This is a genomic window from Corynebacterium sp. HMSC061H03 (genome assembly GCF_001838215.1).
Classification (GTDB): Bacteria; Actinomycetota; Actinomycetes; order Mycobacteriales; family Mycobacteriaceae; genus Corynebacterium; species Corynebacterium jeikeium_D.
Window position 1 is genome coordinate 1 of sequence record NZ_KV836071.1, and the last position, 23,399, is coordinate 23,399.

Genomic DNA, 23,399 nt, shown 5'->3' on the forward strand with positions numbered 1-23,399 from the left:
ATTTCTCAGTCCAACTAATGGGGAGCAGTTCACACCTTGGCCCTGTTTTAATACCGACGCGGCCTCAATCTTTATTCACATATCGATGCGCTGGTAAACCGGCTACTGACCAGAAGTAATGCGGTAAACATCGAAGACTCCCTCGACACCGCGCAGAATGTTGAAGATATAGCCCATCTGCTTAGTGTCCGAAACCTCGAAGCTAAAACGCATTACGGCAACGCGGTCATCGGAGGTATGGGAGGACGTCGACAGGATTGAGACCTTCTGATCGGAGAAGACGCGAGTAATCTCCGAGAGCAGTCCATGACGGTCAAGCGCTTCGATTTGCACCGTAACCATGAAGACCGCACCGGAGGAATCTGTTGCCCAGGAGACCTCGATAATGCGCTCGGGCTCCTGGTGCAGCTTCTCCGCATTAGTGCAGTCCGTACGGTGCACACTGACCCCACCGCCGCGGGTGACGAAGCCAAAGATGGCATCGCCCGGCACAGGCGTACAGCATTTGGCAAGCTTAGCGGCCATATCCGCGCTGCCTTCTACCAACACACCCGTGCTGTCAGCGCGGCGCGGAGTGTTGTGCACGTTCATCTTTGAAATTGGCGTGCGGGAGACCAACTGCTCTTCAGCATCGTCCGCGCTCGAGAACTGTGCCATCAGGCGGTGAGTCACATGCTGCGCTGAGACCTGCCCCTTACCGATGGCGGTATAGAGCGCATCAACATCCGCATAGTGAAGCTCGGAGGCAATCTGTTTGATGGACGCCGGAGTGAACAGGCGGTGCATCGGCAGACCGCCGCGCTGTACCTCTGCAGCCAGCGCGTCACGTCCGGCATCGAGCGCCTCCTCACGGCGCTCCTTGGCAAACCACTGACGAATCTTTGCCCGCGCGCGGGGAGTTTTAACAAACTTCTCCCAGTCCTTAGACGGACCGGAATGGGCATCCTTGGACGTGAAAATCTCGACGCGGTCGCCAGTTTTTAGCGGTGATTCCAACGCCACTAGCTTGCCGTTGACTTTGGCACCAATACAGCGGTGACCTACTTCAGTATGGACCGCGTAGGCAAAGTCGACCGGCGTGGAGTCCGCGGGCAATGTGATGACATCACCCTTAGGCGTAAACGCAAAAATTTCAGTGACTGAGAGGTCATAGCGCAGAGAGTCCAGGAACTCGTTAGGATCTGCGGCCTCGCGCTGCCAATCCAGCAGCTGACGCATCCACGCCATCTGATCGACTTCGGCGGAATCTCCCTTATGAGAGCCTTTCGTTTCCTTGTAGCGCCAGTGTGCGGCAATGCCGTACTCAGCGTTGTAGTGCATCTCATGGGTGCGAATCTGCACTTCTAGCGGGGCCCCACCTGGACCAATGACCGTTGTGTGCAACGACTGGTAAACCCCGAAGCGCGGCGCGGAAATATAGTCCTTGAATCGCCCCGGCATGGGTTTGAATAGCGAGTGGACGGCGCCCATGGCGGCGTAGCAGTCCTTGGTCGTGTCCACCAGAACTCGAAGTCCGACCAGGTCAAAAATCTCGTCGAACTCGTGGCCGCGGACAATCATCTTCTGATAAATCGACCAGTAGTGCTTCGGCCTGCCCTGTACCTCAGCAGCAATGTGGGACTCCTTCAGATCCTTCTGAATCATCTCGGAGACTTCCTGGATGTACCGGTCCCGCTGCGGCGCTCGGTCTGCGACCAAACGCACAATCTCGTCGTACTTCTTCGGGTACAAAATGGCGAAGGAGAGATCTTCCAACTCCCACTTCACGCTGGCCATTCCCAAACGATGCGCCAGCGGTGCAATCACCTCGAGGGTCTCGCGGGCCTTCTTAGCCTGCTTTTCCGGCGGCAGGAAACGCATTGTGCGCATGTTATGCAGCCGGTCGGCCACCTTGATAACCAGCACGCGCGGGTCCTGGCTCATGGCGATAATCATCTTTCGCACGGTCTCTGCCTCGGCGGCGGAGCCCAACGCAACCTTGTCCAATTTGGTCACGCCGTCGACTAGGCGCGCGACCTCTGGGCCGAAGTCCCGCTCCAGGTCCTCCAGCGTGTAATCGGTGTCCTCGACCGTGTCATGCAGCAACGCCGCCACCAGCGTGGTGGTATCCATACCAATCTCGGCGGCAATAGTGGCGACTGCAAGCGGGTGAGTGATGTATGGCTCGCCGGATTTCCGGTACACGCCGTCGTGAAGGCGCTCGGCGGTATCGTAGGCACGCTGAAGCACAGCCAAATCCGCGCGCGGATGCACCTGCCGATGCACCGCGACAAGGGGATCTAGCACCGGGCGGGTCTTCGTTCTGTTACCGGTAAGGCTTCGCGCTAGGCGAGCACCATAACGGCGTGCGGGCCCTTCAGCCATGGCTCATTCACCCCTTATTAACCACGTACAGAGGCAGATCAGCAAGCTTCTCCCGAGCGCCCAGGCCTTCAACCTCCAGCACGGTGCACAGCCCGGTCACCTCGACACCAGCTGTCTCCAGCAGGGCGCGAGCTGCACACAGGGTGCCACCAGTTGCCAACACATCGTCGACAAGTACGGCCTTCTTACCCTTCAGCTCAAACCCACTAGCCGGAATCTCAAGTGCTGCCGTACCATACTCCAGTTCATAGGTCTCGGTCAGCACAGGCGGTGGCAGCTTACCCTTCTTACGAATAGCGAGCACTCCCAGTCCGAGCTTGTACGCCACCGCAGAACCCAGCAGGAATCCACGCGCATCTAGGCTGCCTATAACATCAGCCCCGAACTCTTCCACCTTGGCGGAAATCTCGTCCACAATCAGGGCGAACGTCGTGGCGTCGGCAAGCGCCGGAGTCAGGTCCTCGAAGAGTACGCCCTCAACTGGAAAATCGGGCACGAACCGAATCTGATCGGCTAATGCCTCACGCGCGTGTGCATACGACACAGGTTTAAGCTCCTTTTCGGCGAAAAGAAAAAGTGCGGGTACCTGTCAACGATACCCGCACAATGCGCTTTTAAAGTAGTTTCACCCGAACCACTGGGAGGCGCTGCCTCCTACTGCCCAGGACGCCAGGACAGCGGCTTGTCTTCATCGCCCTCAAGCTTCGGAGTCGTCACCGTTCGTTTCGGCGTCAAATGCCCCATCGCGCTTGCCGACGACTCCTTCGCGCCCGAGTCCCCCGCAACATCAGTGGTGGCGGAATCGGTGCCCGATCCGGCCCCCTCAGATGCCTTTGCGCGAGCAGACAGTACCGCCTCGTCATGCTTGCGGTATTCACGCTGACGCGACTTGAGCGTTACCAACAGCGGCGAAGCCAGGAAAATCGAGGAGAACGTGCCCTGAATAATGCCGATGAGCTGAACCAGCGCCAAATCCTTCAGCGTACCGACACCCAGCATGCCCACGGCGATAATCATCAGTGCCAGGATTGGCAGCAGCGTCGACACTGTGGTGTTTATAGAACGCATGATGGTTTGGTTGACAGCCAGATTCACCAGCTCGGCGTAACTTCTACGTGTCGATGAACGATAGCCTGCCGTATTCTCGTCGACTTTGTCGAAGACCACGACGGTGTCGTACAGCGAGAACGACAGCACGGTCAGGAGACCGATAATGGTGGCCGGGGTGACATCAAGGCCGATCAGCGCGTAGATGCCCATAATCACGATTGCGTCCACGGCCAGGGCGAGGATGGCAGAAATGGCCATGTCACGCTCGAAGCGGATAGTGATGTAGGCGAATACCAAGCCCAAGAACACTACTGCAGCCAGCAGCATGCGGTTGGTAATCGACGAGCCCCACGACTCCGAAACGGTCGAGTCACCAATCGCATCCGGGGTCTGCTCCCCCTGTGCGTCGACGGGTTTGAATGCGTCGTTCAGTGCGACGCGAGCATCATTAATCTCGCCCTGGGTCAGCTTCTCTGAGGTGATTTCCAGAATGCGGCCTTCGCCAGAACCGATGATCTGCACCAACTCCGGCTTGACGCCGGTGGCGTCGGTGAAGACCTCCTCAGCCTGTTCAGTCGTCACTGACGCAGGCGGCATAGTCATCTTGGTGCCGCCCTCGAAATCGATACCGAAGCTGAACCCTCGAATCAACATCGATGCTAACGCAACGACAATGACGGCAATCGCAATCTGGTACCAGCGCTTCCGCTTACCGACGATATTGATTCCACCCTCGCCGGTGTAGAGGCGGCGGAAGAATGAGTCCTCGTTAGCCGCGTCAATTTCGCTAGTCAGCGCCGGATTCGTCTGAGTAGTATTCATGGATTCCTACTTCCCCTCATTCGCGCCGGAGTCAGCCGAACCGGTGTCGGCAACTGCACTGGCGGCTGCATTGGAGGTGACAGCCTTTTTACCGGTAGCTACGGACTTGTTCCTGTTAGCGACCTCCATGACTGAACCAAAGCCGTTCATGGATGGTTTGGACAGTGCCGGCCACTTGCGAGTAGCCAGAATGACCAGTGGCGCAGTCACCAGGAAGGCGGTCACAATATCGAATGCCGTGGAAAGACCAAGTGTGAATGCGAAACCACGCACATCGCCAACAGCCAGGATGTAGAGGACCACCGCCGCAATGATGGACACAAAGTTACCCGACAGGATCGTACGCCGTGCTCGTCGCCAAGCATGCGGTACCGCAGAGCGGAATGTCCTACCCGCACGAATCTCATCCTTAATGCGTTCGAAGAAGACGATAAAGGAGTCAGCTGTCACGCCGATGGAAATGATGATACCGGCGATACCAGCGAGATCGAGTGAGTAGCCAATCCAGCGACCGAGCAGCACGAGTATGCCGTAGACCATCGCACCAGCTGCTGCCAGTGAAACCAGCGAGATGGCTCCGAGGCCTCGGTAAAGAACGATTGCGTAGACGACAATCAGAGCAATACCGATAATGCCGGCAAGCAAACCGGCTTCCAAGGAAGCCGAACCAAGCATGGCCGGGATAGTCGTGGTCGTACCGCCCGGTTCGCCGTCCTCACCTGCGAACGACAGCGGCAGTGCACCATAACGCAGGTTATTGGCCAGCCCCTGTGCCTCGTCGATTGAGAAGTCGCCCGTGATGCGGGTGGCAGAACCGACTGGAGTTGCCTCCTGAATCACCGGGGCGGAAATGACCTTCGAGTCCAACACGATAGCGACCTGCCGCTGCAGGTAGTCATTGGTCAACTTGGTCCATGTGCGAGCGCCAGTGTCATTCTTCCCGGACTTGAAGCTAAAGGAGACCTGAATCTGACCAGACTGCTGATCGTAGCCACCGCTAATCGGCGCATTGGTGTCGATAGCATCGCCGGACAGTCGCTGGCCCTTGACCTCGTCGTCTTGCCCAATCAACAGCGGAGCCTTGCCCAGGAAGATGGCCTTACCGCCCTCTGGCGCACAGGTCACCAGCGGCTTGGCCGGGTCATCGGCACCCTGTAGCGGATCAACTGCATCACGGTTGTCGCAGGTCATTAACGCAGCGGCTGCAAACTGTGTCGTTGGGTCTTCGGACTGGCGAGTCGCCAACAGCACGTCACGAACCTTCGTACGCAGCTCGGCCGCTTCAATTGAGTTCGCCGGTTTTGCCGGAGCCGTTGCGTCCAACTTCGGGGCCTCGCCCAGAGACTTGGACAGCTCCTCGGGAACCGGCTGATCTGGGTTCTGTTCCTTGAAGGCATCAATTGCACGCTTCTGCGTTTCGTTCATGTCCTTGTAGAGGTCATCAACGCGCTTGGTGGCATCTTCCTTCGAAAGGACACCGACTGACACCCAATCTTCAGCAGTCTTCTTAACTACCTCGCCAAAGGCAGCTTCATCAGGGCCCTGGGTGGGCTGCTCTACCGGACGGAAGAAGAGCTGCGAAGTCTGGCCGAGCGTACGCGCCTCCTGTGAGTCTTCACCCGGCACGGTAATGACCAGTGTGTCACCGTCGGTGACAACTTGAGCGCCACTGACGCCCATGCCGTTTACGCGGTTCTCCAAAATCTTGCGAGCCTGGTCCAACTGATCGCGCGTCGGCTTTTCGCCCTGCGGCACCAGGGTTACTCGGGTACCACCCTGCAAGTCGATGCCCAACTTTGGCTTGGCTGATCCGCCGCCGGTGAAAAAGACGAGTGCGTACGTAAGAATGAGGAAGCCAGCAAACAGTGCCAACAGCCACTGTGGCCAGTTCCTCTTGAATGTATTCGCACCGGATCTGGATTTGCTGTTCAAAGCAAAGTCTCCTGAATCGTGACGTTTAGGTACTTAAGCGCTTCGGGTAGAAACGCATGTCTATAACCACACCGCGAACTCGCGCGATACCAGGTAGCGGTATTGCGGGCGTCGCTAAGCAAAGCTACAAACACCAACCGCTCGAGAATAACTGATTAAACGTAGTGCGCCGGTTTTGACTTGTACCTATTTAGTGAAAATCTTGCCCACGCTTGCCGACGGCGAAACCTGGGACGCGCCCCTAGCCCCACGGCGCACGCTACAGCTTGGATGCATGCAAACCGACGGGGCGTGGGCGTGCAAAAACTGCTACTGCTTTTCGGTGGAAGCGGAACCGTCTGTACCCGGGTTCTCCGGATTACTCGGAGTATTCGGGTTCTCGACCTGCTTATTGATGTCCGAAGCTGCATTGCCAGCCGGGCCGTGGCCGGTGATGTCTTGGACATCGCCGACGTGGTCATCTGGCGCATCGGAAACACGGCCACGTCGGTCACGGTGAGCGTAGCTAGCTCCGGTACCGGTCGTGAGGTTGCGGGCAATGGCGCCCTTTTCCCAACGGGTCACGATGCCGTCAGCGATGATTAGGTCGACGGTTGTCTCGGTCGTATCAACGACCACACCATGCATACCGGAACCGGTGATGACCTCTGCGCCCGGGGCCAACTTATCCTGCATGTCCCGAATGGTGCGCACCTGCTTGTTCTGCTTGATAATCTGCCAAATTGGCAGCGCCAGGAACAAGAAAATAAGTAGGAGGAGAATAGTTTGATCCATGTCTGCCGAGTTTAACGAATTGCCAGCTAGCAATTCCACACTGCCCCGGCCGGGTCGATGAGAAAGCTATTCTCCGATAGTTCCCTCCGGCGGCTGCAACCCCAAGTGCCGCCATGCTCGGGCAGTTGCCACGCGTCCGCGCGATGTACGCGCAATCATCCCGGCACGGACCAGGTAGGGCTCGCACACTTCTTCCACAGTCGAGGGCTCCTCACCGACTGCCAACGCCAGGGAATTCACGCCCACCGGGCCGCCACCGTGCCCCTTGACCAGGGCAGTCAGCACTGCGCGGTCCAAGCGGTCCAGCCCAAGCTCATCGACATCGAAGACAATCAACGCCGCCTTGGCCGCACCAAGATCAATAACGCCACCGGAGTGAACATCTGCGAAATCGCGAACGCGACGCAGTAGACGGTTGGCAATTCGCGGCGTACCTCGCGAACGCGAGGCAATCTCCACTGCAGCCTCAGGGCTGATATCCACCCCGAGGATCCCAGCGGCACGGGTAACCACCTTTGTCAGATCCTCGACCTCGTAGAACTCCATCTGCGCAGTAAAACCGAAACGGTCACGCAGTGGGCCAGTCAGCATACCCGAGCGCGTCGTTGCGCCTACCAGCGTAAAAGGTGGAATCTCGAGTGGAATTGACGTAGCTCCAGGCCCCTTTCCCACGATGACATCAATACGGAAATCTTCCATTGCCATGTAGAGCATTTCCTCCACGGGCCTGGCAATGCGGTGGATCTCGTCAATGAATAGTACATCGCCCTCGAGCAGGTTCGACAGCATTGCTGCCAAATCGCCAGCGCGAATAAGCGCCGGACCGGACGTCATTCGCAGGGAGGACCCCATCTCCTGCGCAATAATCATGGCCATGGTGGTCTTACCCAGGCCGGGAGGTCCCGACAGCAGAATGTGGTCCGGAGTCACATTTCGTCCCCGTGCCCCGGAGAGCACCAAATCCAGCTGCTCGCGGACCTTGGGTTGGCCGATAAACTCCCCTAACGACTTTGGTCGCAGGTTCGATTCCGCATCGACTTCCTCGACCTGAGCGCGGGCATCGACATCACGTTGTGCACCATTTCCCCCACCGCCAAAATGGTCGTTGGCTGCTCCATCTAAAGAGTCCCTGAAGGGATTGCCCGACACGTTAAACTCCGTGCGCTCGATATCGCTCATAGTCCCCTCATCCTAGTGCACTGCCATTTTTCATCATCAATGTAGCTGCAGGTCCTCGACCTGGATTTACTTTTCGCCCAATGTCTTTAGCGCCGCCTTCAGCGCCATTGATGTATCCAAGGTCGGATCAATCCGAACAACAGTCTCCGCTGCCTCATTCGCATCAGCTTCCGGGAACCCAAGCCCGACCAAAGCACCAACGACCTGATCCAGATCTGCCTTCAAAACAATGCCAGGCGCTGCTCCGCTTGCAGCTTCCTCCGGCTGGGATACCGCCCTATCCGCGAAAACCTCGACCTTATCCTTCAACTCAACCAACAGGCGCTCCGCCAATCGCTTGCCGACGCCGTTAGCCGCCTGGAGGGCCTTGGCATTCTTTGAGGCAACCGCATTGGCAATCTCGGCCGGCGACAGTACCGATAGAACAGACATCGCTACTTTTGGCCCCACTGTCGAGACAGTGCGCAAGAGCGCAAACATCTCACGTTCCTGCGAGTTGGCAAAACCAAAAAGCGTAATCGCATCTTCACGAACCGCCATTGTGGTCAACATGAAAGTCTGCTCATGCCTCACCAACTGAGAAGCTAACCTGCCCGTAATGGTGACCAAATGCCCGACACCACCGCACTCGATAACGCAATAGTCCGCACCGAGATCGATAACCTCACCGCGTAGAGATGCAATCACTTCTCACAATTCCTTTCACTACGGCTTCCCGAAAGACACCGAGATAAACGCCGAACTCACAAGTGTGCTCTAGCAGGCTCCCCTACCGCGAGGGATTCTCACGGCGAGAAAGCTCCAACTCCCGCTCCTCGTGTTGCTTAGCAAGCGCAGCCAAGGTGTCGCGCTGGCGTTGCAGAACCGGACCACGCCAACAGTGGCAGATAGCGATGGCCAACGCATCCGCTGCGTCCGCAGGTTTTGGCGGAGTTTCCAACCCGAGGATTCTCGTCACCATCATGGTCATCTGCTTCTTATCAGCCCGACCGTTGCCGGTAAGCGCCTTCTTTACCTCCGACGGCGTGTACATATGCACTTCCAAACCGCGTCTCGCCGCAGCGAGGACAAGGACACCAACCGCGTGCGCAGTCTGCATTACGGTGGACACATTGCCGCGCTCGAATACCCGTTCCATCGCAACCACGTCCGGCTCGTACTCATCCATCCACTGCTCCACGGCATTGGAAAGCCGTAGAAGACGATCCTCCAACGATGCCGTGGTTGGTGTGCGGGCGACCCCCACCGCAATGGGAATGACTTTCCTGCCCTGAGCACCTTCCGCAATGGAGAGACCACAACGAGTAAGGCCAGGGTCGATACCCATCACCCGCAGAGATCCAGCTCGATAATTCACCTCTCCACTAATACCACATTTCGAACAGCTGTTTGTATCGTAGCTACACGGGGTACCAACCGTTGGTTCTGATAGGTTTAACACCATGAATTCACCGAAGAAGCTCTACGGCGTTCTCGCTGCAGCTGAAATGGTCACGTGGGCTCTGCTGCTCTTGGGGCTGGCACTGAAGTACCTGTTCAAAGTCACTGACATCGCCACCACCATCTTCGGCGGCATCCACGGTTTTACGTTCCTGTGCTACGTAGTCACCACCATCATGGTGTGGATCAACCAGCAGTGGAGCTTTGGCCGCGGTGTCATCGGCCTCGCCTCTTCTATCATTCCATTCGCAACCTATCCGTTTGAACGAAACACCCTGAAGGCAGGCCTCTTGGATCGGCCCTGGCGCTTTACCGACGAATCCGAGGAGCCACAGGGCATTTTCGAGTGGGCACTCGCGATGATTATTCGCCGCCCGTTTATCTCGGCATTCGTCATCCTGATTGTTCTCGCCGTGGTCTTCACACTGTTGCTGATGGCGGGACCTCCGACTCAGTGGTTCTCTTAAAACGGTTCTACTAAAACTTTCAGAAACCAAAATCGGGTTTATTGGCATAAGTGTGTCCGTCTGACGTGTCGACCGGTGCGTCGGCGGGCGGGCGCCTTTCGCTACTTACTCCAATGCGAGTTACTGACTGCGTTTATGACAAAAATGACCTGAAAAATCGTCTGAAAGTGACATAAACTCGCACAGTTTCACATTTGCAGCCGTATTCACACGCGCAGCCCGTAATTTTTCCCCAAAAAAATCCCCATCGGACGACTCTCCGATGGGGATCTTCCATTCACACCAGCTCGCCGCGCAATTCAGCGCTGCGGACTACCCTGCACGGGCACCCTTTAATGCCGGGAAGCCAGTCAGCGGAACCGTCGCCAAGCAAACGCCTAGTCGTCGAGTTCGGCGATAACCTCGTCGCTGATGTCGGCGTTCGAGTAGACGTTCTGCACGTCGTCGGACTCTTCGAGAGCGTCAATCAGACGGAAGAGCTTGCGTGCACCGTCAGCATCGAGAGCCACCTTGGTAGAAGCGCGGTAGTCCTGATCTGCGGAGTCGTACTCCATTTCGGCATCGACAAGAGCGGTGCGGACATTCATCAGATCGGTAAAGGCGGAGACAACCTCAAACTTTTCGCCCAGGTCGTTGACCTCCTCTGCACCGGCATCGAGAACCGCCATAAGCAGGTCGTCCTCGGTCAGCTCGCCCTTCGGCAGCTCGACGACACCCTTCTTTTCGAAGAGGTACGCCACGGCGCCGTTGTCTGCCATGTTGCCGTTGTTCTTGTTGAACGCCGAGCGCACATCGGAAGCAGCACGGTTACGGTTATCGGTCAGGCACTCCACAATCAAAGCGACACCACCAGGTGCGTAACCTTCGTAGACAATGGTCTCCCAGTCAGCACCGCCGGACTCCTCGCCGGAACCACGCTTGCGGGCACGCTCAATGTTGTCGTTGGGAACCGAGGCCTTCTTGGCCTTCTTAATCATGTCATCGAGGGTGGGGTTACCAGCAGGATCACCGCCGCCGGTACGAGCCGCGACCTCGATGTTCTTGATCATCTTTGCCCACTCTTTGGCGCGCTTGGCGTCATTAGCAGCCTTCTTGTGCTTTGTGGTTGCCCATTTTGAATGACCCGCCATGTGCTAGTTCCTACCATTCCTCTCGTCAATACCCATGTAGATGGGAATTCGTCAGGTGTTCATTATACAAACCGGGGATTTAAATGCCGACAAGCTCTCGCAAAAAGAACTCGTGGAGCCGCGTCTCCCCCGTCGACTCCGGGTGAAAGCTGGTGGCCATCGCAGCCCCCTGCTGTACTCCGACCACTGTACCTGCGGTCTCTCCAGCCGATTCTGGCACCCGCGCTAGCACCTCAACATCATCACCGACACGCTCGACCCACGGTGCGCGAATAAAGGCGGCGTGCACAGGCGGCTGGTCACCGCTGATCGCCAGCTGCGGAATATCCAAGTCAGTTTCGAAGGAATCCACTTGCCGGCCAAATGCGTTACGACGGACGGTGATGTCAATCACCCCCAGGCTAACGGCATCCGCACGGGTATCGAGCACTTGGTCGGCAAGCAAAATCATGCCGGCGCAGGTGCCATATGCCGGAAGGCCATCGCGGAGGGCTTCCCGCAGCGGGTCTTCAAGCTCATTGAAGACCATCAGCTTGCTCATGGTTGTGGACTCGCCGCCGGGCAAAATTAGGCCGCTAAGCCCTTCCAGATCACGGGGCAAGCGCACCTTTCGGTGCGGGACGCCGAGCTGGTCAAGCACATATCCGTGTTCGGCAACGTTGCCCTGAAGAGCGAGGATACCGATTGTTTCCTGTGTCATTAATCTAGGTTCTCACTGCGAACATCGAAGTTCGTCGCCACTGGCACGGGCTCGACTCCCGGGGCCAGGCTTCGGGTCAGCCCTTCCTGCGTGACGACGGCCACGAGCTCGCCCTTTTGGTTAAAGATGCGACCGTGAGTCAGTGCGCGACCCGCGTGCGCCGATGGCGAAATCTGGTCGTAGAGCAGCCATTCATCCGCACGGAACGGACGCATAAACCACATCGCGTGGTCGAGGCTGGCTTCCTGGACCTCAACGCCTGGATGCGGAACGAGTGCCGATGACAGCAAAGTCATATCCGACATGTACGCCAGCGTGCAGACGTGGAAGGTCTCGTTATCCGGCAGGCGATCCTTGCACCGGAACCATACCAGCTGCTGGGACGGGGTGTACTTGTTGTGTTCGAACTGATCATCCGGCACTACCCGGATATCCCAGTCCGCCCACTCGCGCATTAGTAGACGACGTGTGTTCGTCATCTCAGAGGTGTCGGTGACCACATCTTCAGGATCTGGCACCTTGCGCATCACGTCAGAGTGCTCGAGTCCCTCATCCCCCTTACGGTGGAAGCTGACCTGCATGACGAAAATCGTACGGCCATCTTGCACAGCTTCGACGGAGCGGTGGCAGAAAGACCGGCCGTCGCGAATACGCTTGACCATGTACACCGTCGGGATATGGGGGCGGCCCGGGCCTACAAAGTAGGCGTGGAGGGAGTTCACCGCGAAGGTATTACCCACCGTGCGCGTCGCCGCGACGAGGGACTGGCCGGCAACTTGGCCACCGAAAGTGCGCTGCAGGATTGACTTAATGACTGGGCCACGGAAAATGTCCCGGTCAATCTGCTCCAGATCTAATACCTCGCGGATGTTAGCCATTTTTACCAGCCACGCTCAGCGAGTCGGTGCGGCTGCGGAATCTCGTCGACGTTGATGCCGACCATTGCCTCGCCGAGACCGCGGGAGACATCAGCGATGACCTTCGGATCATCGTAGTGCTGGGTTGCCTGGACGATAGCCTTGGCGCGCTTCTCCGGATCACCGGACTTGAAGATACCGGAACCAACAAAGACACCCTCGGCACCGAGCTGCATCATCATTGCAGCATCAGCCGGAGTTGCAATGCCACCTGCGGTGAACAGCACGACTGGCAATTTACCGGTCTCAGCGACCTCGCGTACCAGCTCGTACGGTGCCTGCAGCTCCTTGGCGGCAACGTAGAGCTCGTCCGGAGCCATAGAACGCAGACGGTTAATTTCAGCGCGGATGGTGCGCATGTGAGTCACAGCGTTGGAGACATCACCGGTACCGGCCTCGCCCTTCGAGCGAATCATGGCAGCGCCCTCGTTGATGCGGCGCAGAGCTTCACCCAGGTTGGTCGCGCCACAGACGAACGGCACGGTGAAGTCAAACTTATCGATGTGGTTCGAGTAGTCGGCCGGGGTCAGAACCTCGGACTCGTCAATGAAGTCAACACCGAGGGACTGCAGAACCTGTGCCTCAACAAAGTGGCCGATACGGGCCTTGGCCATAACCGGGATGGAGACGGCATCGATAATGCCCTCGATCATGTCCGGGTCGGACATACGCGACACGCCACCCTCTGCGCGAATATCGGCGGGGACACGCTCCAGCGCCATCACGGCAGTTGCGCCGGCATCTTCAGCGATCTTGGCCTGCTCCGGCGTAACGACGTCCATAATGACGCCGCCCTTCATCATCTCAGCGAAACCGCGCTTCACGCGTGCGGTGCCCTGCCCGGAGTTGTTCTCAACCGTGCTCAACGAACCCTACTTCCCTAATAAAACTGGTGAATGTGACCGTTTGTAGTCGTTTAACACTATAACGCCTGAACTAGACAGTGCTGTTCATTGAGTCACAAAACACGGCGAACTTCCAGCACAACAGCGAATTTTCCCACAATTAAGCAGTTGTCAGTCCGTCTGCAACATCGAAATATTCCGGTTCGGGTGCAGTGCCCGCCAGCCGCAGCGCGCGTACTAGCGGCCTGGCTCGCAGTGCTTTCGTATCCGTCACCGCATCATTGTAGAAACGGCGGGCGAGCTCGAGCCGCGTGTGGGCGTCAGAAAGCTCAATTGCCATCGTTCGGTCCACGGGCTGTTCCTCATAGAGCGCCACAATTTTCCTAGTCAGTTCGTTTTCCACGTCTGCGCGCTGTCCAGTGTTGTTGGCTCTAAGTGGTGTGGCTTCCACCTTCGCCACTACGCCGGCGAGTTCCGGGTAGGCGGCACGAGCGACTGCGGCCCTTCGCCCCAACGCCGCTTCCAGTGAAGAACGCGCCAAGTCCGTGCGAATGTGCATACGGTTCAAACGCGTCGCTGTCGATGAAGCCACCAAACCGCTAACGAGCACGACGATCAGCGCAATGGCTAGGACAACGACCCAGATTGGAACGGTTACGTCCACCGAAAACCCACTTTCACTCCGCTGCGTTTAATCAGCTGCCACGACGGAAATCTCTATGGCGCAATGACGACTTTTTCGCCATCCATGCGCACCGTATCGTACACACGCAGAACGCCGTCGGCGACCTGCGACCAGTCATACTCCCAAGCCCGTTTATGCCCGAGTGCGCGAAGCTCCTCCCCCAACTTTGGCTGCGTCAAAAGGCGTACGACTGCATCCGCAAGGTCTGCGGAGTTACCGTTTTCAAAGTGAAGCCCGTAATGGCCGTCGTCAAGCACGAGTTTGAACGCATCGATGTCGCTGGAGATCACCGGCGCACCCGCCGCCATCGCCTCTACCAGCACGATGCCGAAACTCTCCCCACCACGCTGCGGGGCAATGTACGCATCCGCATCGGCGAGTATTGACGCCTTAGCATCCTCCGACAGTCTGCCGACGAAATGCAGGACATCTGTGTTTCTGCCCGCTTTACGACGAGCTGCCGCGATATCACCATCACCAACGACACAGACCTCAAGCTGTGGAATCTCCGCACGTATTGTTGGCAACGCGTCGAGCAAGACGTCAAAGCCCTTGCGGGATTCGTCGAAGCGTCCGAGGAAGACAAGCCGATAGCCCCCTTCACGCCGTGGCGGAATCTCAGGCAACGATGAGGCGGCCGGGCAGGACTCGAAATCTCCAACACGGACACCATTGGGAATGAGAACCGGGTCGCCGCCGAGTTGCTCAACCTGCCAGCGACGAGCCACTTCCGAGACAGCGATGCCTCCCCGAATGCGTTCAAGGTACTTCCGCAAAAATGGCGTGGCCAACTTCAATGCTAGGGAGTCCGTCGCCGCAGAGTGATAGGTCGCGACAATTGGCCCGACCGAGTTTACTAACGACAGCATTGAAAAACTGGGCGAATTCGGCTCATGGATATGAAGAATGTCGAAGCTACCTTCCTCAATCCATGTGCGGACTCGACGGCTCGTGCGGGGGCCAAAAGACAGCCGAGCGACCGAGCCGTTATACGGAATCGGGATGGCGGCACCACCTCGAATAACGAAATCCGGCACATCCGCCTGCGCGCTAGCCGGGCCGATAAGACTGACCTCGTGGCCGCGACGGATGAACTCCTCACACAAGTCAATCGCGTGAGCTTGAACACCACCTGGGACATCGAACGAGTACGGGCACACCATTCCGATTCGCACGGCTACTTTGACCTCTTCTTATCCGCCGGCCACAGTGGCTGCATCATGTGCCAATCCGCTGGATGCTGGGCAATATCAGATTCAAAAACAGTAGCGATGTCCTGGACAATGTCAGGTAGATCGCGCCCCTCAGTCGGCACGAATGGATGCGCTACAAAACGCCAACCATCGCGCGTGTAGGACAGGCCCGCGGGCATAAGCCGAGCGCCCGTGTCCTGTGCCAGCTTTGCTGCACCGACCGGCATTGTCGTCTGCTCGCCGAAAAAAGTGACCGGGACCCCGTGGCCGCCGAAGTCACGATCAGACAGCAGGCACACAACGCCACCGTCTTCCAATCGCTTCTGGAGTTCCGGCATCGCGGGTTTGCCACCGGTAAGCGGGAGAATGTGGAATCCGAGGGATTCACGGTACTCCACGAAAGCGTCGTAAAGTACCTCTGGCTTCAGCCGTTCCGCCACGGTACTGAACCGACCATGGCGGGAAACGAGCCACATACCTGCCATATCCCAGTTACCAGAATGCGGCAGTGGGATGACGATGGAATCTCCTGCCTCGAGGGCCTCAGCAACTCGTTCGAGCCCATCGCTGGTGGATTCGACCGTGTCTGCCAACTCTGTCGACGCGATGGAGGGCAACCGGAATGCCTCAACCCAATAGCGTAGATAGGAACGCATGGAAGCCCGAATAAGACCTTGCGGCACTTCCTCAGGCGGACAGCCCATAACGCGAGCCAGGTTCTTGCGAAGCTGGCGGGTAGTCGCTGGATTTGCTGCTACCCGATCGGCGGCTATGTTGCCGATGCGGTAGGCCACGCGTTCCGGCAGCAGACCAAAAATCTTCCACCCGGCCATATAGCCGAGCGCAACGAAATCATCTTTCGAGCGAGGCAGGAAGAAACTAGTCATCGTATCCTCCTTTAGTTGTTGGAATCAGCCGAACCCGTGGACTTCGTAGCAGAGTCAGGGTTGATAGATGAACTATCAGCTGCGCCTTCTGGCGGGGCGATGGGATCCAACGCACCTGGCTGCTTAGCCACCATGTACAAGCGCTGGACGACGGTGAATACCGACCCAATCGCCAGGAGCCACATTGCGACGTAGAGGGCATAGTCCACGCCAAGCCCCTGGAGCCCGACGCCAATTAGACCGATAATCAGGCGCTCCGCACGTTCGACGAGACCACCGTTGACCTTGAGTCCGCTAGCCTCTGCGCGAGCCTTAACGTAGGAAATGACCTGGGACGATCCCATGGTAATCAGTGTCAGAATGAGCAGCACTGAATCCGCGCCATGGTGATACACCACCCAATACGCTATCGCCCCGAACAGTGCAGCATCCGTAATACGGTCACAGGAAGCATCCAGCGTTGCTCCGTATTTCGTTCCCTGCCCTCGAAGTCTGGCCATCGTGCCATCGAGCAGGTCAAAAGCAGTGAAAATAGCGATTGACACCGCAGCTGCGAAAAGATGGTTGGTAGGAATCAGGATTACCGCAAGCAGAACGGAAACTACCGTTCCCACCAGGGTGACCGTGTTCGGGCTAATGCCGACCCGCAAAAGTGCAGCGGCAATCGGTTCAACTACTGGGCGGATTGGAGCCCTGCCACGGACACTCAGCATGCTGCCCCATCCTCTTGATTAAGGGCACGCCAGCCGTCGGCAAGCAACTCGCGAGTCTGACGAAGAGCCTGCGGTAACACTTTGGTGCCATCGATCACGGTCATAAAATTGCTGTCACCCGACCAGCGCGGTACGACGTGCATATGCAGGTGATCGGCGACCGAACCGCCGGAGGCCTTGCCCAAGTTGAAACCTACATTGACGGCGTGCGGACGCGAAACCGATTTGAGGGTACGAACCGCATGCTTGGCAAATCGCATCATCTCGGCTGTTTCTTCGTCGGTCAAGTCCTCAAGGTTGGCGACTTCGCGATATGGAACCACCATGAGGTGCCCTGGGTTGTACGGGAACAGATTCAAAACGGCGTACACCCACTCGCCGCGAGCGATAATGAGTGCTTCCTCATCGCTTTGCTTCGGCAAATCAACGAAGGGGTTACGGGATGGCTTGGAGTTATGCACACCACGCTTGACGATGTAATCCAGCCGGTACGGTGTCCATAAGCGCGTGAGCCGATCCGGTTCGCCGTAACCGCTGTCGACGTATACGCCATCAGACGATTCCTGCTGGCCGGCATTGCCCTGCTGCTGCGGAGGCAACTCTTCACTTCCCGACTGATTCACTGCCATCCCCTTCGTTGCGTGGCCGGGTCCCCATTCGAGCCCCGACCACATATATTTCTCTGCTGTAGTTTACGACCTCGCGGTCAACTTCTTTGGATTACCACGCGTGGTTCACCAGTTAAAACAACGCGGTCGAATTAGAGAGCGTTAACGACCTCTAGAGAGCAGAGACATTCTCCTTGTTCGGCTGTTCGTTATTCCGCGAAGCAACCCAATCACAGATGATGTCCACAGCCTTCTCAACTGCCACCCCGTTAATCTGGGTGCCATCGAGGAACCGGAAGCTGACGGCACCTGCCTCAATGTCACGGGCACCAGCCAGAATCATGAACGGAACCTTGGCCTGGGTGTGGTTGCGAATCTTCTTCTGCATGCGGTCATCGGACGTATCCACGTGGACACGGATGCCACGAGACTTCAGCTGTGCAGCAAAGTCCTCCAGGTGTGGGATACAGTCATCCGCAACCGGAATACCAACAACCTGTTCCGGAGCCAGCCAAGCCGGGAAAGCACCTGCGTAGTGCTCCAATAGGACGCCAAAGAAACGTTCGATGGAGCCGAAAAGCGCACGGTGAATCATAATCGGGCGCTTCTTGGTTCCGTCAGGTGCGGTGTACTCGAGCTCGAAGCGCTCCGGCAGGTTGAAGTCGAGCTGTACCGTCGACATCTGCCAAGTACGGCCGATGGCATCGCGGGCTTGGACGGAAATCTTCGGACCATAGAAAGCGGCTCCGCCCGGATCAGGAACGAGCTCGAGGCCAGAAGCATCGGCAACGCGCTGGAGAATAGCTGTGGACTTCTCCCAAATTTCATCCGAGCCGACGAACTTCTTTTCGTCCTTCGTAGACAGCTCCAGGTAGAAGTCATCCAGGCCGTAGTCACGCAGAAGCGAAATGATGAAGTCGAGGACATTAGTGAGCTCTTCTTCCAGCTGATCCTCGGTGCAGTAGATGTGGGCATCGTCCTGCGTAAAGCCACGGGCTCGGGTAAGACCGTGGATAACGCCTGATTTCTCGTAGCGGTAGACGGTGCCGAACTCGAACATACGAATCGGAAGTTCACGGTAGCTGCGACCACGCGATGCGAAAATGAGGTTGTGCATCGGGCAGTTCATCGGCTTGACGTAGTAGTCCTGCGGAGCCTTGGTGCAGTTGCCGTGTTCGTCATATTCGCCGTCGAGCTGCATCGGCGGGAACATGCCATCCGCGTAGAAGTCCAGGTGACCAGACTTCTTGAACAAGTCACCCTTAGTTACGTGCGGCGTGTTCACAAAGTCATAGCCCGCTTCGATATGACGGCGACGGGAGTGCTGCTCCATCTCGTTGCGGATGATGCCACCCTTGACATGGAATACCGGGAAACCAGAACCAATCTCATCCGGGAAGCTGAACAAATCCAGCTCGGAGCCCAAACGGCGGTGATCGCGCTTCTCAGCCTCGAGCATGCGGTCAAGGTACTCGTCTAACGCTTCCTTGGACTCCCACGCAGTGCCGTAAACACGCTGCAGGTTATCTCGAGATTGGTCACCCCGCCAGTACGCAGCGGAAGAACGCGTGATCTTAAAAGCAGGGATGTAACGAGTGGTCGGCACGTGCGGGCCGCGGCAAAGATCAAACCACTCGGTCTCGCCAGTACGCGGATTGACGTTGCGGTAGCCGGTCAAGGTCGTACCTGCACCACCGACGTCGACATTGGCCTCATCATCTTCGGACACCTTGCCGGCCGACTTTTCAACAATCAGCTCGAGCTTATACGGCTCGTCGGCAAGCGCTTCCTGCGCCTCATCAGCAGACTCGAACGCAAAGCGCTCGAACCGCTGACCAGACTTGATGATCTTCTTCATACGCTTTTCGATGCGCTTGAGATCCTCCGGCGAGAAAGGTTCATCGACACGGAAGTCGTAGTAGAAACCATTGTCGATGGCAGGGCCAATGCCCAGCTTCGTCCCAGGGAACTCCAACTGCACGGCCTGAGCCATCACGTGAGTCGCAGAGTGGCGGATGACATCGCGACCGTCCGGAGTATTCGCCGGAACGGGCTCGAAGACGGTTTCCACTTCTGGCTTAAAGGACAAATCCTTCAAATTGCCTTCAGGGTCGCGGACACAAACGATGGCGTCAACGCCCTTGTTCGGGAAACCCAGGTCTCTCATCGCCTCGCCCGCAGAAACTCCTGCGGGCACGGAAAACGGTGCTGGGGTTGCAAATTCTTCTGACACGGCGTGCGTGTACTCCTTTTCAAAGTGTCTTCGAAAATCACATACCTGGTGACCTTCGTCAGTCGTTCACACACTTTACCGCACGGCCAAAACTCAGGCCTCGAAAAGGTCCTGCGCCCAGTACTCCTCCTCAGAAGTTCCTCGCGGCACAACGAATACCGCGGATCCAATATGGAAAATCCACTGATTGAGACGGTCGTTCTTGGACAGCCGCTCCTGAATCGGATTGAACTGCTCCAACGGGTCCTTCTGGAAACAAATGAATACCAGGCCGGTGTTGGTCTCGAATCGACCATTCGGTTCCGGTGGCAGGTCATAGTTGTAGACCCGTCGCAGAATCCGCTGATTAGGTTTCTCCTTCGGAGGCATGGACAGTGCAACATGGCTGTTCGGATCCGTCAGAGGCAGACCGTATTCATCAGTCTTCGCCAGGTCGACGGTCTCAAACTCGTCCTTACCTCCAATTGGCGCACCGGTGCCGATATCTCGGCCGGTAATAACAGTGCGGCTTTCGCGGTCCAAGACATCCCAGCCTGGAATATCCATTTCGATACGGCGGACAACCATCGCTGTACCGCCCCGCAACCAATCCGGGCCACTTTCAATCCACACTTGCTTGTCGAATTCTTCACGAGTGCGCGGGTTGACCGTACCGTCCTTCTGACCGAAGAGATTGCGCGGGGTCTCGCCTTCCTGTCGGGAACCATTGGCGTGCTGGAAGCCAACCTGCACCCAGTGGACATCCAAATAAGGAGCTGCATTTCGGGTCATCATCCGAGCTGCATGGGAGACCATTACCGGGTCGTCCGCACAAATCTGCAGGCACAGGTCTCCACCGTTCCACTCGGGGCGGAGCTCATCGTTAACGTACTTGGGCAGATCCCTCAGCCACTCGGGCTTCTGGTCTTCCCTATCGATGATTGTGAAGAAGTTTTCTCCATATCCAACTGTGATAGTCAGATTGGCCGGACTCCCCATGAGCTCAGGCTCCAAATCCGTTCGAGTAGCCTTGCCAGCCGTCATTCGGCGGGCATCGTCCGTCCAGGCACGCATGAGGTTTTGAAGGCGATTACGATCGACCCCCTTCTTCACGTTGAAGGCTATTAGCCATAGATTCGCCTGTGCGGGCGTCGCAATCCCCGCCTGGTGAGCGCCATCAAAAGGTACGGTTGCTGTCTGCAAAGGCGGTTTCGGCGGCTCCTCCTGCGGACGTTCCAACCCAATCGCCTGGGCTTCCGGCGCCCCCAGGGCGAGCGCTGAGGCTCCTGCGGCGGTGCCGAGCCCGCCAAGAAAACGCCTTCTGGAAAAGCTTTCGGACATGTTGTGCACTCTTACCTTTCTGATTACTTCAAACTGGAGCCCATGAGGTGGCTGGAAATCCGCCGATTTTTCAATGGCTTCAACGCAACCACTGGCCTATCCAATTCGGCCGTATCGAAAACCTTTTTCGAAAAAAGAAAAGCGCTGGAGTTCGTTGCATATGCTGCAATAACCTGCCAACTCCAGCGCTTCTGCCACCATTAGATTCAGCTAGTCAATTCCTCGACGTACCTGAGCTCACGCCCGCTTTACGACGAGCCATTGCTTGACCAACTTGTCACAAGAACTAGTGGCCCGAGTGATCCATCTCACCGCCACCCATGTGCTCTGGGTTGTTCAGGTCACCGTCATTACCGTAGTCTTCTTCACCCGCTGGCTGGACACGAACCTCGACATCCTGGGTAATGCTAGAGCCGTCGGAAAGCTCAATGATGAGCTTGTACTCAGCTCCCACATCCATAGCTTCATCATTGTTCATAATCATGAAGTGAGTGCTACCCGGTTCGAGAACGAGTTCGCCATTAGCCGGAATCGTCAAACCTTCCGGCACCTCGAACATCTTGCCGTCCTTGGTGTCGTGCTGCTCGAATTTCGTGCCTTCCTTCAGCCCCTCAAGCTTGAAGGAGGAAACCTTGATGTCCTTGTCGGTGTTGTTGGTCAGCGTACCGAAGATGGCGGTCATGCCCTTGTCAGCCGGCTTTTCCTTGATGTAGGCATCGGCCAACTGCACAGCAGCATCGCTCTTCTCCATCGTAGAAGTAGCCTCGGTCGCAGCGGAGGTTGCGGACTCAGTCACCTCAGCAGCAGTGTTATCGTCGGACGAGCAACCTGCTAGTGCAAGGGTCAGAGCTGCGGAACCAGCAATCAGTGCAGTTGCAGTGCGATTGAGCTTCATGTGTCTATTTTGCCTTTCGATTAATAACGATGACGACAGCGGCGATGATGACGATGAGTCCACCACCGAGGCCATAAGCCCATAGCGGTATTGACTTCGTTTCCTCGGCGTGCGCACCGGTCTGACGAGATTCTGCCCCAGCTTCGGCTGCGCCAGCAGCATCCGGATCAGCCACTGAGAAAGAGGTCTTTCCTCGGGTGGAGTGGCCATCAGAGGAGGTGATTTGGAAACCAATAATGTAGTTGCCAGGCCCTGGATTAATCTCCTCAGGAATATCCAAAGAGACCTCATTACCCACTACCTCTGGCTCGTGGGAGTACAGGACTTCCTTGGCATCTGCATCACTAATTGCAACGGTGTTGAAGTTGTTCTTGGGGTTGCCGGAGAACTTGAGAGAAACGTGGTGCGGAAATTCATCGAGAACCTGCTTGTCGCCTGGATTCGACGACAGGACGGAATCATGAGCATTCGCAGGGACTGCATTGATAACGGACGCGCCGGCAAAGACCGCAAGCGCCGCAGCGGCGGCTACTGCACGTCGGAAACCCGACCTTGAGAACCGAAACGTTTCGCCTGAAGCGACCCGAGGACTCACTAGAACAGTTCAACTCCTTTAAGCGGGGCAGTTCGAGAAGAACAGCAGTAGTCTGACCGCTGCCCTTATACCTATTGTCGGATGGTAGCCCAGAAAAGTTCCCGAGAGGGACGAATATAGTTCAGGTCACACAGCAAAACCCCGGCCGCGCCGTTTCTATACGATGCGCCGACCGGGGTTTCTAAATGGTAGTCCCAACTGGGTTCGAACCAGCGACCTTTCCGGTGTGAACGGAACGCTCTTCCACTGAGCTATGGGACTCGAACAAAAAGCACTAAGCCTTTGCTGCTCTGCGGAATAAGTTAGCACGCGTTTTGGAGATTTCCCTAATTGAGTTGCATCGTGTTTGCGATTGCGCAGTTCGAAGATTTATTACCCCACCGATGGAACTCCATGACGATAGCGACTCGATAGCCGCCCAGTAACCAACCCACGAAAGCGAATAAATGACATTGTTGCGATTCAGAGACATCAAAAGTTGGTCTTTAGCACTACGTCCACAAGCACAATACAGATGTTCACCTGGGAATTTGTAATCAATCGCACAATCACGCTAAAGTATCTTTCGCACCGCAAGGGAGCAATTGAGATTCTCTTTTCGTCCTCCTTGCAACGCGATGCGGATGTAGCGCAGCTGGTAGCGCATAACC

22 protein-coding genes and 1 tRNA gene are annotated in these 23,399 nt (G+C 56.9%); 1 reads left to right on the forward strand and 22 read right to left on the reverse strand.

Features of this window, described 5'->3' with window-relative positions; genetic code table 11:
* Positions 1–102: 102 nt before the first annotated feature.
* The 8 genes from HMPREF2787_RS05820 to ruvC form a co-directional block, all read right to left on the reverse strand.
* Positions 103–2,364 (reverse strand): RelA/SpoT family protein, encoded by a 2,262-nt coding sequence (locus tag HMPREF2787_RS05820; protein WP_070858690.1) that lies wholly within the window; start codon positions 2,362–2,364, stop codon positions 103–105.
* 7 nt (positions 2,365–2,371) lie between these two features.
* Entirely contained in the window at positions 2,372–2,908 is a 537-nt protein-coding gene (locus tag HMPREF2787_RS05825) for an adenine phosphoribosyltransferase (protein ID WP_016422687.1), read from the reverse strand.
* A 110-nt stretch (positions 2,909–3,018) separates the two neighbouring features.
* The gene (secF, locus tag HMPREF2787_RS05830) at positions 3,019–4,236 is read right to left on the reverse strand and encodes a protein translocase subunit SecF (RefSeq protein WP_070858698.1); all 1,218 of its coding nucleotides are present in this window, start codon (positions 4,234–4,236) and stop codon (positions 3,019–3,021) included.
* A 6-nt stretch (positions 4,237–4,242) separates the two neighbouring features.
* A complete protein-coding gene (gene secD / locus HMPREF2787_RS05835; protein WP_070858700.1) occupies positions 4,243–6,168 on the reverse strand; it encodes a protein translocase subunit SecD in 1,926 nt (641 codons plus the stop codon).
* Positions 6,169–6,477: 309 nt separating this feature from the next.
* Complete coding sequence (gene yajC / locus HMPREF2787_RS05840) at positions 6,478–6,942, reverse strand: preprotein translocase subunit YajC (protein WP_070858729.1); 465 nt, start codon at positions 6,940–6,942, stop codon at positions 6,478–6,480.
* 66 nt (positions 6,943–7,008) lie between these two features.
* Positions 7,009–8,121 (reverse strand): Holliday junction branch migration DNA helicase RuvB, encoded by a 1,113-nt coding sequence (gene ruvB, locus HMPREF2787_RS05845; protein WP_049190793.1) that lies wholly within the window; start codon positions 8,119–8,121, stop codon positions 7,009–7,011.
* 66 nt (positions 8,122–8,187) lie between these two features.
* The gene (gene ruvA / locus HMPREF2787_RS05850; protein ID WP_048731308.1) at positions 8,188–8,808 is read right to left on the reverse strand and encodes a Holliday junction branch migration protein RuvA; all 621 of its coding nucleotides are present in this window, start codon (positions 8,806–8,808) and stop codon (positions 8,188–8,190) included.
* An 82-nt stretch (positions 8,809–8,890) separates the two neighbouring features.
* On the reverse strand, positions 8,891–9,448 hold the full coding sequence (gene ruvC / locus HMPREF2787_RS05855) for a crossover junction endodeoxyribonuclease RuvC (RefSeq protein WP_048731311.1): 558 nt from the start codon (positions 9,446–9,448) through the stop codon (positions 8,891–8,893).
* 115 nt (positions 9,449–9,563) lie between these two features.
* Between ruvC and HMPREF2787_RS05860 the strand changes: the two genes are divergently transcribed.
* Positions 9,564–10,028, forward strand: a complete 465-nt coding sequence (locus HMPREF2787_RS05860; protein ID WP_049190796.1) for a DUF3817 domain-containing protein — start codon at positions 9,564–9,566, stop codon at positions 10,026–10,028.
* Between the two features lie 377 nt (positions 10,029–10,405).
* On the opposite strand, the gene HMPREF2787_RS05865 is transcribed toward HMPREF2787_RS05860, so the two are convergent.
* The 14 genes from HMPREF2787_RS05865 to HMPREF2787_RS05935 all read right to left on the reverse strand — a co-directional run bounded on the left by HMPREF2787_RS05865 (position 10,406) and on the right by HMPREF2787_RS05935 (position 23,010).
* The gene (locus tag HMPREF2787_RS05865; protein WP_069358709.1) at positions 10,406–11,158 is read right to left on the reverse strand and encodes a YebC/PmpR family DNA-binding transcriptional regulator; all 753 of its coding nucleotides are present in this window, start codon (positions 11,156–11,158) and stop codon (positions 10,406–10,408) included.
* Between the two features lie 79 nt (positions 11,159–11,237).
* Positions 11,238–11,858 (reverse strand): pyridoxal 5'-phosphate synthase glutaminase subunit PdxT, encoded by a 621-nt coding sequence (pdxT, locus tag HMPREF2787_RS05870; protein ID WP_070858702.1) that lies wholly within the window; start codon positions 11,856–11,858, stop codon positions 11,238–11,240.
* Entirely contained in the window at positions 11,858–12,736 is an 879-nt protein-coding gene (locus HMPREF2787_RS05875; RefSeq protein ID WP_070858704.1) for an acyl-CoA thioesterase, read from the reverse strand. Before HMPREF2787_RS05875 ends, pdxT begins: the two co-directional genes overlap by 1 nt.
* Positions 12,737–12,738: 2 nt before the next feature.
* The gene (gene pdxS / locus HMPREF2787_RS05880; RefSeq protein ID WP_070858708.1) at positions 12,739–13,641 is read right to left on the reverse strand and encodes a pyridoxal 5'-phosphate synthase lyase subunit PdxS; all 903 of its coding nucleotides are present in this window, start codon (positions 13,639–13,641) and stop codon (positions 12,739–12,741) included.
* Positions 13,642–13,780: 139 nt separating this feature from the next.
* Positions 13,781–14,284 (reverse strand): NUDIX hydrolase, encoded by a 504-nt coding sequence (locus HMPREF2787_RS05885; RefSeq protein ID WP_070858711.1) that lies wholly within the window; start codon positions 14,282–14,284, stop codon positions 13,781–13,783.
* A gap of 53 nt (positions 14,285–14,337) precedes the next feature.
* Positions 14,338–15,480, reverse strand: a complete 1,143-nt coding sequence (locus HMPREF2787_RS05890) for a glycosyltransferase family 4 protein (protein WP_070858714.1) — start codon at positions 15,478–15,480, stop codon at positions 14,338–14,340.
* 2 nt (positions 15,481–15,482) lie between these two features.
* Positions 15,483–16,385 carry a phosphatidylinositol mannoside acyltransferase gene (locus HMPREF2787_RS05895; RefSeq protein WP_070858717.1) on the reverse strand — a complete coding sequence of 301 codons (903 nt, stop codon included), beginning with the start codon at positions 16,383–16,385 and terminating at the stop codon, positions 15,483–15,485.
* 11 nt (positions 16,386–16,396) lie between these two features.
* Positions 16,397–17,098, reverse strand: coding sequence for a phosphatidylinositol phosphate synthase (pgsA, locus tag HMPREF2787_RS05900; protein WP_070858720.1), 702 nt, complete (start codon positions 17,096–17,098; stop codon positions 16,397–16,399).
* The gene (locus HMPREF2787_RS05905) at positions 17,092–17,721 is read right to left on the reverse strand and encodes an ATP adenylyltransferase (RefSeq protein ID WP_371441143.1); all 630 of its coding nucleotides are present in this window, start codon (positions 17,719–17,721) and stop codon (positions 17,092–17,094) included. Before HMPREF2787_RS05905 ends, pgsA begins: the two co-directional genes overlap by 7 nt.
* A gap of 157 nt (positions 17,722–17,878) precedes the next feature.
* On the reverse strand, positions 17,879–19,873 hold the full coding sequence (thrS, locus tag HMPREF2787_RS05910; RefSeq protein ID WP_222865459.1) for a threonine--tRNA ligase: 1,995 nt from the start codon (positions 19,871–19,873) through the stop codon (positions 17,879–17,881).
* A gap of 159 nt (positions 19,874–20,032) precedes the next feature.
* Entirely contained in the window at positions 20,033–21,259 is a 1,227-nt protein-coding gene (locus tag HMPREF2787_RS05915; RefSeq protein ID WP_070858732.1) for a Dyp-type peroxidase, read from the reverse strand.
* A 286-nt stretch (positions 21,260–21,545) separates the two neighbouring features.
* Positions 21,546–22,154 (reverse strand): copper chaperone PCu(A)C, encoded by a 609-nt coding sequence (locus HMPREF2787_RS05925; protein ID WP_070858725.1) that lies wholly within the window; start codon positions 22,152–22,154, stop codon positions 21,546–21,548.
* Positions 22,155–22,158: 4 nt separating this feature from the next.
* Complete coding sequence (locus tag HMPREF2787_RS05930; protein ID WP_070858727.1) at positions 22,159–22,749, reverse strand: copper resistance CopC family protein; 591 nt, start codon at positions 22,747–22,749, stop codon at positions 22,159–22,161.
* 186 nt (positions 22,750–22,935) lie between these two features.
* Positions 22,936–23,010, reverse strand: a tRNA-Val gene (locus HMPREF2787_RS05935).
* Positions 23,011–23,399 lie beyond the last annotated feature (389 nt).